The sequence below is a fragment of the Protofrankia sp. Cj3 genome, from assembly GCF_917627355.1.
In the GTDB taxonomy this organism is placed as follows: Bacteria; Actinomycetota; Actinomycetes; order Frankiales; family Frankiaceae; genus Protofrankia.
Genome location: NZ_CAKJTR010000010.1, coordinates 7,541 through 18,251, shown reverse-complemented (window position 1 = coordinate 18,251; position 10,711 = coordinate 7,541). Strand labels below are relative to the sequence as shown.

Genomic DNA, 10,711 nt, shown 5'->3' with positions numbered 1-10,711 from the left:
CAGCCCACGGCCTCATCCAGCTCGCGGCCCTGCCCCATCAGCCCGCGGCTCCATTGACACCCGGAGCTCCACTGACACCCGGAGCTCCAGCTTCGGCGGCCCAGGCGGTGGCGATGCCGGCGGCGACGGTCACGTTGTTGCGGACGACGGCGATGTTCGTCTCCAGGCTGGCGCCGGCCGTTTCGCGGTGGAACGTCTCCAGCAGGAACGGGGTGACGGCCTTCCCACGCAGGCCCCGCCGGGCCGCCCCGGCCAGCGCCTCAGCGAGGACCCGGTCATGCAGGTCATGGTCGAGCTGCTCGGCCTCGGGCACAGGATTGGCGACGACCACGGCAGAGCGCAGGCCGAGCGTGTCGGCATCGGCCATGACGGCGGCGACCTGCCGCGCGTCCTCCACCCGCCAGTCGACAGCGAACTCCGTCCGGGACAGGTAAAAACCGGGGAAGCTGTTCGTTCGCCACCCGAGCAGGGTCACGCCGAGGGTTTCCAGCCGTTCGAGCGTCGCGCCGACGTCCAGGATCGACTTCACCCCCGCGCAGATCACGGTGATCGGGGTACGGGCCAGCGTGACCAGGTCCGCGGATTCGTCCGCGCTGTCGGCCCAGCCACGGTGCGCCCCGCCGAGCCCGCCGGTGGCGAACACGCGGATGCCGGCGCGGGCGGCGAGCAGCGACGTGGCGGCGACCGTGGTCGCGCCGGTGCGGTGCAACGCGGAGGCGACGGGCAGGTCCCGGACGGACAGCTTCGCCACATCCGAGGCCTCCGCGATTGCGCTGAGCGCATCCGGGCACAGGCCAACGGTGGGTGTCCCGTCGATCACGGCGATGGTGGCCGGCGTCACTCCGCGGTCGCGCAGCAGCGTTTCCAGCTCGGCCGCGACCTCCCGGTTACGGGGACGCGGCAGGCCGTGGGCGATCAGTGTCGACTCCAGCGCGACCACCGGCCGCCCCGCGTCCAGCGCCACCCGGACCTCGTCGGCAACCGCGAGCCCTCGCATCGCCCGACACTATCCATCGCGGCGCTATGAGACTGCCTGGCCGAGGTCAGGCGAAAAGATCGTGTACTGTCACCGGGCGTAGCCCCTTCTGCCCAAGACCGGTGATGATTCGAGGCAGGGCGGGGATCGTGCCCGCATGCCCGAAGTGCAGGCTCACCACCGAGCCGGGCCGCACCGCCGCAAGTGTGCGCGTGACCACCGCGTCGGCGCCGGGGTCGGTGTAGTCGAGCGGATCCACATCGTAGGACAGGCAGTGCGCGTAACCGGCCCGGCCAGCCTCGGCGAGCACCGTCGGGGTGGCATGGTGCATCGCTGAGGGCCGGAAGTAGTCCCCCGGCCCGCCGGTCACTCGCTCCATGATCTCCTGCGAGCGCTCCACCTCCGAGCGCACCACGGAAGCGCTCTGTCGGTCAAGATCGGCGAGATGGGTGTACGTGTGGTTTCCGATTTCGTGTCCGGCGTCCCGGACGCGGCGGGCGTAGTCCGGGTACCGCTCCAGCCAGTTGCACACGAACATGCAGGTGATCGGCACTTGGGCCTGGGCCACAGCGGCGAGGAGCCCGTCGACCAGAGCGATGTCGCCGTTGGTGTGGAACGTCAGCGCCACCTCCGGACGGCCTGAGCTCGCGCGTACCAGTTCGGTCGCCGGGCCGCCTCCGGCGGACGGCGTGGAGGAGGTTGCCGCGGCGGCACCCGCCGGCGGCGGGACAACTCCCGCGGTGGCCGTTGGCGGCGTGCTCACCGATGGCTCGGCGCCGCGGCCGCTGTCACCACCGCCGTTGCCGGTGCCACCGCTGGTACGGCCGCCAGCTGCGCATCCGGCAAGCACCAGCGCCGCACCCGCGAACAGGCCGCGCCGAGTCGATGAACCGGAAAAGCACACCGCAGCACCTTACCGCCGGTGCTGGGCCAGCCCCATCGCGCGTTTCGCGGGGTTGATCGTGCTCTTCGCTTCGGCTATGCTTCGAACGTGAGTTCGACTTCCTTTGGGGCGGAAGGGGTGGCTGGTATGCGGTTGGCTGATCTGCCCGCACGGCGGGGTATGGCGGCTCGGTTCGATCCGCTCTCTGATCCTGACGCCGTGAGCGGAGATCGGAACGGCGCTCATCGGGCGTGTGCGTTGACCGTGTCGTCCTCGCTCGAGGGCAAGATGTTCCTGCGGGGCCAGCTCGACGCCGAAGGAGGGGAGACTGTCACCGCGGCCTTGGACGCGGCTATGGGAGGAGCGCCCGCGGCAGACGATACGCGCTCCAAGGATCAGCGTCGGGCGGACGCCCTGGTCGAAATCGCCCGACATTATCTGGGCCAGGCGGATCTTTCGCAGGTGCATGGCCATCGACCGCAGCTGACCGCTGTAGTCGAGGTCGCGGCGTTGCTACCGCCGGTGCGGGCAGCAACCTCGGCGGCCTCAGAAGCCGGCTCGGACCCTTCTGCCGTCCCCGCGCGTGCGGCAGCGGCGGTCCGTCCGCCGGAGTTTCCCACCAGGCTCACCGTCCGTGCTGGTTTCACCGGCGGATGGCCGATCACTCCTGCCGCCATCCGCCGGATCGCGTGCGACGCACGAGTCAGTCATCTGCTGACCTGGGGCGAAAGCAAAATTTTCGATCTCAGCCGGGAGGCTCCCACAGTCTCTGCCGCGCAGCATCGCGCGTTGGAGCTCCGCGACGGCGGATGCGTCTACCCGGGCTGTGACCGGCCGCCGTCGTTCTGCGACGGTCATCATCTCGTGCATTGGATCGACGGGGGGCCGACTGAACTCGACAATCTTGTTCTGCAATGCGGGCGGCATCATCGCAGGCTCCATGAGGAAGGCGAGACCCTCTACCGTGACGACATCGGCACCTGGCGGATCCGGAGAGCCGACGCCGACAGTGAGCCCTAGGGCGTGTTTCGAAAGCCATCTGTCCGGCTCGCCACGTCCAGGCGGCCTCTGGCTGCGTTCTCGGCCACACCGGTACAACTCATCCGGTATCGGTGTGGCCTGCGGCCTTGCCAGGAACCACCTGGACGCGCCTTCCTGATCGAACGACGACTTCCGAAACACGCCGTAGTCCGAACCGATCATCCGGTATGCACCGCGGGGTGGACCTGGAGACCACGGCGGTTCGGGTCGACCTCCACGACAACCTCGTCGCCGTCCCGTACGGTGCCGGCGAGCAGCTCCCGGGCCAGCGAGTCTCCGATCGAGGTCTGCACCAGCCGCCGCAGCGGGCGGGCCCCGAAAACCGGGTCGAAGCCGGCGTCGGCCAGCCAGGCACGTGCCGCGTCGGTGACCGTCAGCGTGATCCGCCGGTCGGTGAGCCGGGCTCGCAGCAGGTCAAGCTGGAGGTCGACGATGCGGGCCAGGTCGTCGCGGTCAAGCTGGTCAAAGACCAGGACATCGTCGAGCCGGTTGAGGAACTCGGGCTTGAACGCCTCCTGGACGACGACCATCACGGAATCATGCCGCACCTGTGGCGACAGAGTTGGATCCGCGATGAATTGCGACCCAAGGTTGGACGTCAGTACCACGATCGTGCTGCGGAAGTCGACCGTCCGGCCCTGACCGTCGGTGAGACGCCCGTCGTCGAGCACCTGCAGGAGGATGTCGAAAACGTCTGGATGCGCCTTCTCGATCTCATCCAACAGGATCACACTGTACGGGCGGCGGCGGATCGTCTCGGTGAGCTGCCCGCCCGACTCGAATCCGATGTAGCCGGGTGGCGCGCCGATAAGCCGCGCCACCGAGTGCTTCTCGGCGTACTCGCTCATGTCGATGCGCACCACCGCGCGTTCGTCGTCGAACAGAAAGTCCGCGAGCGCCTTCGCCAGCTCGGTCTTGCCGACCCCGGTAGGGCCGAGGAAGAGAAAAGAGCCGGTCGGCCGGTCCGGGTCGGAGATGCCGGCACGGGCACGGCGCACGGCATCGGAAACAGCACGTACCGCGGCCCGCTGACCGATGACACGCCTGTGTAGTTCGTCCTCCATCCGAAGCAGTTTGGCGCTTTCACCCTCCAGCAGCCGGCCGGCGGGAATTCCTGTCCAGGAGGCGACGACCTCGGCCACATCGTCCGGGCCGACCTCCTCCTTCAGCATTGCGCCGTCTGCCTCGTCCGCGCCGGGCAGCGCGTCGGTTGCCGCGGCGAGCCGTTTCTCCAGGGTGGGGATCGTGCCGTAGCGCAGCTCGCCGGCCTTGGCCAGGTCAAGGTCGCGTTCGGCGACCTCAATGGCCCGCTTGGCGTTCTCCAGCTCCTCCTTGACCTTCTGGACCTCGACGATGGAGCTCTTCTCCCGCTGCCAGCGAGCGGTCAGGCTGGACAGCTCCGTCCGCTTCTCGGTGAGTTCGCGCTGGAGGCGGCCGAGACGGTCCTTGGATGCCTTGTCGTTCTCCTTGGCCAGAGCCATCTCCTCGATCTCCAGGCGCCGGACGGCCCGCTCCAGCTCGTCGATGGCCACCGGCCGGCTGTCGATCTCCATCCGGAGCCGGGACGCGGCCTCGTCCACAAGGTCGATGGCCTTGTCAGGCAGGAAGCGCCCGCTGACGTACCGGTCGGACAGCGTGGCGGCGGCGACGAGGGCCGCGTCGGTGATGCGAACACCGTGGTGCACCTCGTAGCGTTCCTTGAGCCCGCGCAGGATGCCGATGGTGTCCTCCGTCGACGGCTCGCCGACCAGAACCGGCTGGAACCGGCGCTCCAGGGCTGGGTCCTTCTCGATACGGGTGCGGTACTCGTTGAGGGTTGTCGCGCCAATCATGCGCAGCTCGCCGCGGGCGAGCATGGGCTTGAGCATGTTGCCGGCGTCCATGGAACCTTCGGCGGCGCCGGCACCGACCACCGTGTGCAGCTCGTCGATGAACGTGATGAGCCGGCCTTCGGCGGAGCGGATCTCGTTGAGGACGGCCCGCAGCCGCTCCTCGAACTCGCCCCGCAGTTTCGACCCGGCAACCATCGACCCGAGGTCGAGCGAGACGATGCGCCGGTCGCGCAAGGACTCCGGAACATCACCGGCGACGACCCGCAGCGCGAGGCCTTCGACGATCGCGGTCTTGCCGACGCCCGGTTCGCCGATGAGGACCGGGTTGTTCTTCGTCCGCCTGGACAGGACCTGCACAACCCGTCGGATCTCGGCGTCGCGGCCGATAACCGGGTCGAGTTTGCCGGCCCGCGCCTGCTCGGTCAGGTCGACGGAGAACTTCTCCAGCGCCCGGTAGGCGCCCTCGGGATCGCGGCTGGTCACGCGGTGGACACCGCCGCGGACGGTGTCGAAGGCTCCGCGCAGGGTCTCGGCCGTCGCCCCGAACTCGGTCAGCACCCGGGAGGCCTCGCCGCCCTCCTCCGCGAGCGCGACCAACAGGTGCTCGACCGAGGTGTATTCGTCATCGAGCCGATTCGCCTGCCGCTCGGCGTTGTCGAGGACGGTGATGAGCTGCCGGGACAGTTGCGGCGGGGAGACGCTGGCGCCGGTGGCGTGTGGCAGCCGGCTGACCGCCGCTTCCGCGCGGGCGCGTACCTGGGCGAGCGGGGCCTCGATGGCGTCGAGCAGGTCGATCGCCACCCCGTTCGGCTGGCTCAGGACGGCTACCAGCAGATGAAGCGGGTCGACGAGCGGCGAGCCGTCGCCGGTGGCGCGGCTGACTGCGGAGGAGAGTGCTTCCTGGGAGCGGGCGGTGAGCCGGTCAGCGTTCATGGGAGTCCTAGAATGATCGTTTTGTGTGTTCCGTCTTCGGTGACGCTCAGAATAGTTGAGTCGTTTCGACTTAGAGTCGTTTCGACTGAGGGTGCTCGAGGATAGGGCGTTCGATCAGTGAGCGGCGTCCGGGTGGATGGATCGCCAGGCGGTGCGGGGAGTCGCTGGAGGTGCTGGGCGTCGGCCGATGACGGCGGCGCGAGGCGCCGCCCGGACGGCGCGAGCCGGATAGTCCTGTTGCCGGTCGCTCGTAGGGCGTATTTCGACGGTTAACTGTTCGGCTCGCCGCGTCCGGGCGGCCCTTGGCTGCGGCTCCCTGATCGAACGACGACTTCCGCAACACGCCGTAGGTTTGAAGTGCCACGGGTGGATGCGGGCGAACCTGAGCCGGTAATCATGGGGGTGGTGCGCAGGCCGCGCGGAACAGGCCTGGCAATGCGGGTCTGGACGGCGGGTCTGGACGGCGGGCCTGGACGGCGGGCCTGACAGCGGGTCTAGCGGTGCGGGCCCGGCCGCCAGACCACGATCGCGCCGCGGTCGATCGGCACGAGATCCCGTCGGTGGCTCCTGTGCGCATCGGCCACCCTGCGTTCGGCCTCAGCGTGGGCCAGCGCCAGTTCCTCGGTGAGCTGCCGGATTTGATCTTTCAAGATCATCACCTGGCTGCCCAGGTCCAGGATCCGGCGGATTCCCTGTAGGTTGATGCCCTCCTCCTGGGAAAGCCGCTGTACCTCCCGCAGCATGGCGACGTCCCGGACGGAGTATCGCCGGCCGCGTCCGGATGTTCGCCCCGGAGTAACGAGCCCCAACCGGTCGTAGGCCCGCAGCGTCTGCGGATGCATGCCGGCCAGCTGCGCGGCAATAGAGATCACATACACGGGTGTGTCGTCGTCATGCGCGGGCCCTGGCCCGGATCTGGCTGCTGCCGGCCGATCAGCTGGCAGTAGCGGCGGATCGGCCGTGCGGCTCGGCCGTGGTTTCATAGCCGGCCCTCCATCTGTGCCATCAGCGACGTACGTGGATCTTCGGGATGGGCGTGCGCGAACTCCTGCAGCGCGGTACGGGCCTTCGGGGACAGGTCGGCGGGCCGTGGCACGGTTACTTCAACGGTCACGATGAGGTCGCCGTGGCCGTTGCCGCCCCGCGGCACCCCACGCCCACGTACTCGCAGGCGCCGCCCGCTCGACGTGCCGGACGGCACCTTCACCGTCAGCGGAGCACCGTCGATCGTCGGCACCTTCACCGACGCGCCCAGCGCGGCCTCCGTGAAGGTCACCGGCAAGGTGATCGTCAGGTTGTGGCCCTCGCGGCCGAAGACCGGATGGGCGAGCACGTGGACGGTTACCTCGAGGTCGCCGGACTGCCCGCCGCGCTCACCCGGGGAGCCGCGGCCCCGAACCCGAAGCCGTTGACCGTCCGCGACGCCTGGCGGGATGCGGATGCGCTGCTCGCGCTCCCGCCGGCCCGTGCCCAGACAGCTTGGGCACGGCGAATCAATAATCGTCCCCTTGCCGATGCAGTCGCGGCACGGCTCCGACAGCGCGAACCCACCCTGGGAGCGGGACACCACGCCCAGGCCCCGGCAGGTTGGGCAGGTCCGTGGCGTCGTACCCGGACGGGCACCGCATCCCGCGCAGGTAACGCAGGTCGCCGCGCCTGGCAGCCGGACAGTGGCTTCAAGCCCCGTCAGAGCCTTCTCGAACGGGATCGTGACTTCAGCCGCGATGTCGCCGCCACGGCGGGGGCCACGGCCTGTCGGTGGCCTTTGGAACAGGTTGTCGAACAGGCCTCCGAGCCCGGGACCGGGGCCTGCGCCTGCCCCACCCAGCAGGTCATCGAGGTTGAACGCGCCGGATCCGCCGGATCTGAAGCCGCCCGGTTGGTAGCCGTAACCACCAGCGGGATGACCACTGGTGTTACCCGCGGTGAACAGCGCTCGCGCCTCGTCGTACTCCCTGCGCCGGGTTTCGTCCGACAGGACGTCGTAGGCCTCGGAAATCTCCTTGAAGCGGGCCTCAGCCTTCGGGTCATCGGGATTCTTATCCGGATGCAGCTCAAGGGCAAGCCGGCGGTAGGCCTTCTTGATGTCGGTCGCCGAGGCGTCCTTGGGGACGCCGAGAGCGGCGTAGTAATCCTTTTCGACCATGTCACGAACACTCACGGCGCCCCTCCTTTCACCATCATGTCGCGTATGGACGCTTGAGGCTGATTTTTCCTGGCAAAAGGTCGAATGACATCGACTACTCGACGGCTTCCGCCGCGCCGCCTTCCGCGCTCGGCGTGCTCTCCACCGGCAGGTCCGCCATGCCCTGAGCGGTCTCGGCGTCCGGCGCCGGTTCGGCGACTGAGACCTGTGCTGGCCGCAGCACCCGGCCGGCGTGACGATAGCCGGCACGGAAGACGTCCACACAGGTCGACCAGGTCACCTGCGAGGAGTAGGTGTGCATGAGAGCGTCGTGGACCAGGGGGTCGAACTCGTCCCCCTGGACGCCGAACCGCTCGAGCCCGGCGGTCTCCAGCGCGCTTTCCAGCGACTCGGCGACGGCCTTGAACGGGCCCTCCAGATCACCGTGGTCGCGTGCCCGGCCGATGTCGTCGAGGGTGGGCAGCAGGGCCGTCAGCAGCTTTCCCGTCGCCTGCTCGGCCATGACCTGGCGGTCCCGTTCGACCCGTCGGCGGTAGTTGTCGAACTCGGCCTTGAGCCGCTGGAGGTCGGCGGTACGTTCGGCCACCTGCTTACGCAGGGGTTCCAGCAGCCCGTCCTCGGCTGTGGAGCTGGCTGTCGCGGTGGCGGTGCCGCCGCCCGTGGCCTTCGTCTCCACCCGGCTGGCCTCTTCCCGTACCTGCCCGCTCTCGGGATCAATACGGCGTCTGTCCCGGACGATCACAGGCTCGTCCGGCGTGGACATGCCGAGCGTCCAGTCATCCCCATGAGCCGAGGTCACTTCTTGTCCTCCTCATCCACTATCTCGGCATCCACGACATCGTCGTCCGTGCCCGGACCGGATGCGCCACCCGCGCCCGAAGCCGCCGCGCTCTGCGCATCCGCGTAGAGCGACTGGCCCATCGCCGAACTGGCCTTCGCGAGTTCGGCGGTGGACTCGCGAATGGCCGCGATGTCGGTACCGCCGACCGCCGCGCGCAGCGTGGACAGCTTCTCCTCCACATCGCTCTTGATCGCGGCGTCGATCTTGTCGCCGTTTTCGGCCAGGAAGCGTTCGGTGGAGTACACGAGGGTCTCACCCTGGTTGCGGGTCTCAGCCTCCTCGCGGCGCTTGCGGTCCTCCTCGGCGTACTGCTCGGCGTCGCGGACCATCTTGTCGATGTCATCCCGGGGCAGCGCCGAGCCGCCGGTGATCGTCATCGACTGCTCCTTGCCGGTGCCGAGGTCCTTCGCGGAGACATGGACGATGCCATTGGCGTCGATGTCAAAGGTGACCTCGATCTGCGGGATGCCCCGCGGCGCCGGCGGCAGCCCGGTGAGCTCGAACATGCCGAGCTTCTTGTTGTAGGAGGCCATCTCGCGCTCACCCTGGAAGACCTGGATCTGCACGGATGGCTGACTGTCCTCAGCGGTGGTGAAGATCTCCGACCGCTTGGTCGGGATGGTGGTGTTCCGCTCGATGAGCTTGGTCATGATGCCGCCCTTGGTCTCGATACCGAGGGAGAGCGGGGTGACGTCGAGCAACAGGACGTCCTTGACCTCGCCCTTGAGGACACCGGCCTGCAGCGAGGCGCCCACGGCGACGACCTCGTCGGGGTTGACGCCCTTGTTCGGCTCCTTGCCGCCGGTCAGCTCGCGCACCAGGTCGACCACGGCCGGCATCCGGGTGGATCCGCCGACGAGCACGACGTGGTCGATGTCGGAGACCTTGACCCCGGCGTCCTTGACGGCCTGCTGGAAGGGGTGCTTGCAGCGGTCGATCAGATCGGACGTCATCCGCTGGAACTCCGAACGGGTCAGAGTGACGTCCAGGTGCAGCGGGCCCTCGGCCGAAGCGGTGATGTAGGGCAGGTTGATGCTGGTCTGGGTGGACTGCGACAGTTCGATCTTTGCCTTCTCGGCGGCTTCCCGCAGGCGCTGCAGGGCCATCTTGTCCTTGCCGAGGTCGACACCGTGCTGACCGGAGAACGTTTTGATCAGGTGGTCGGTGACGCGCTGGTCCCAGTCGTCACCACCGAGGTGGGTGTCACCGGAGGTCGACTTCACCTCGACGACCCCGTCGCCGATCTCCAGCAGGGACACGTCGAAGGTGCCGCCACCGAGGTCGAAGACCAGAATGGTCTGTTCCTTCTCGCCCTTGTCCAGCCCGTAGGCGAGGGCGGCGGCGGTGGGCTCGTTCACGATGCGCAGGACGTTGAGACCGGCGATGGTGCCCGCCTCGGTGGTCGCCTGGCGCTGGGCGTCGTCGAAGTAGGCGGGCACGGTGATGACGGCGTCGGCCACGGTCTCACCGAGGTAGGACTCGGCATCCCGCTTGAGCTTCTGGAGGATGAACGCGCTGATCTGCTGCGGGGTGAAGTCCTTGGTGTCGACCTTCATCTTCCAGTCGGTGCCCATGTGGCGCTTGACCGACCGGATGGTCCGCTCGACGTTCGTGACCGCCTGCCGTTTCGCGACCTCGCCAACCAGGACCTCACCGTTCTTGGCGAAGGCGACGACGGACGGAGTCGTCCGGGAGCCCTCGGCATTGGCGATCACCGTGGGTTCGCCGCCCTCGAGCACGCTCACAACGGAGTTCGTGGTGCCGAGGTCGATACCGACCGCTCGTGCCATGTCTGTGTGCCTCTCGGATCAGGACGGCCCGGCTGCTCCGTTCTCGTGGGAGCCCGACCGGGACCGCTCGTGTAGTAGTTGAGCCCTGCTGACTCAGAATCTAATGATAGACCAGTCACCGTCAAACATGAGCCTACGGAGCTCAAGGTTGTTGAGAGGGATTCTGTTCCCCGAAGGCTGTGGCACTCAGCCGTCGGCCGCGGGATGCGCGATAGCCCGGGGCATGCCAGGCCCCAGGGCATGCCAGAGCCCGGGGCATGCCAGAGCCC

General features: G+C 68.3%; 8 protein-coding genes. 1 reads left to right on the top strand and 7 read right to left on the bottom strand.

Annotation, left to right across the window (positions count from 1 at the left end; translation table 11 throughout):
* Positions 1-37: 37 nt before the first annotated feature.
* Both MJ783_RS02555 and MJ783_RS02550 read right to left on the bottom strand, forming a co-directional pair.
* A complete protein-coding gene (locus MJ783_RS02555; RefSeq protein WP_239308282.1) occupies positions 38-997 on the bottom strand; it encodes a pseudouridine-5'-phosphate glycosidase in 960 nt (319 codons plus the stop codon).
* Between the two features lie 46 nt (positions 998-1,043).
* The gene (locus MJ783_RS02550) at positions 1,044-1,880 is read right to left on the bottom strand and encodes a polysaccharide deacetylase family protein (protein WP_239308281.1); all 837 of its coding nucleotides are present in this window, start codon (positions 1,878-1,880) and stop codon (positions 1,044-1,046) included.
* A gap of 126 nt (positions 1,881-2,006) precedes the next feature.
* Between MJ783_RS02550 and MJ783_RS02545 the strand changes: the two genes are divergently transcribed.
* Positions 2,007-2,879 carry an HNH endonuclease signature motif containing protein gene (locus MJ783_RS02545; protein WP_239380678.1) on the top strand — a complete coding sequence of 291 codons (873 nt, stop codon included), beginning with the start codon at positions 2,007-2,009 and terminating at the stop codon, positions 2,877-2,879.
* A gap of 179 nt (positions 2,880-3,058) precedes the next feature.
* Here the strand turns inward: MJ783_RS02545 and clpB are convergent, their stop codons facing one another.
* The 5 genes from clpB to dnaK form a co-directional block, all read right to left on the bottom strand.
* Positions 3,059-5,665 carry an ATP-dependent chaperone ClpB gene (clpB, locus tag MJ783_RS02540; protein ID WP_239308280.1) on the bottom strand — a complete coding sequence of 869 codons (2,607 nt, stop codon included), beginning with the start codon at positions 5,663-5,665 and terminating at the stop codon, positions 3,059-3,061.
* A gap of 494 nt (positions 5,666-6,159) precedes the next feature.
* On the bottom strand, positions 6,160-6,648 hold the full coding sequence (locus tag MJ783_RS02535; protein WP_239308279.1) for a heat shock protein transcriptional repressor HspR: 489 nt from the start codon (positions 6,646-6,648) through the stop codon (positions 6,160-6,162).
* On the bottom strand, positions 6,645-7,826 hold the full coding sequence (gene dnaJ, locus MJ783_RS02530; protein WP_239308278.1) for a molecular chaperone DnaJ: 1,182 nt from the start codon (positions 7,824-7,826) through the stop codon (positions 6,645-6,647). The genes MJ783_RS02535 and dnaJ overlap by 4 nt, the downstream gene beginning before the upstream one ends.
* Positions 7,827-7,905: 79 nt before the next feature.
* On the bottom strand, positions 7,906-8,610 hold the full coding sequence (grpE, locus tag MJ783_RS02525) for a nucleotide exchange factor GrpE (RefSeq protein ID WP_370651416.1): 705 nt from the start codon (positions 8,608-8,610) through the stop codon (positions 7,906-7,908).
* Positions 8,607-10,442, bottom strand: coding sequence for a molecular chaperone DnaK (gene dnaK, locus MJ783_RS02520; protein WP_239308277.1), 1,836 nt, complete (start codon positions 10,440-10,442; stop codon positions 8,607-8,609). Before dnaK ends, grpE begins: the two co-directional genes overlap by 4 nt.
* Between the last annotated feature and the right edge of the window lie 269 nt (positions 10,443-10,711).

What these genes read in the sequence shown, in the direction of transcription:
- clpB (WP_239308280.1), bottom strand. Translation starts at nt 5,665, where the DNA reads ATGAACGCTGACCGGCTCACCGCCCGCTCCCAGGAAGCACTCTCCTCC.
- MJ783_RS02555 (WP_239308282.1), bottom strand. Translation starts at nt 997, where the DNA reads ATGCGAGGGCTCGCGGTTGCCGACGAGGTCCGGGTGGCGCTGGACGCG.
- dnaK (WP_239308277.1), bottom strand. Translation starts at nt 10,442, where the DNA reads ATGGCACGAGCGGTCGGTATCGACCTCGGCACCACGAACTCCGTTGTG.
- MJ783_RS02535 (WP_239308279.1), bottom strand. Translation starts at nt 6,648, where the DNA reads ATGAAACCACGGCCGAGCCGCACGGCCGATCCGCCGCTACTGCCAGCT.
- MJ783_RS02545 (WP_239380678.1), top strand. Translation starts at nt 2,007, where the DNA reads ATGCGGTTGGCTGATCTGCCCGCACGGCGGGGTATGGCGGCTCGGTTC.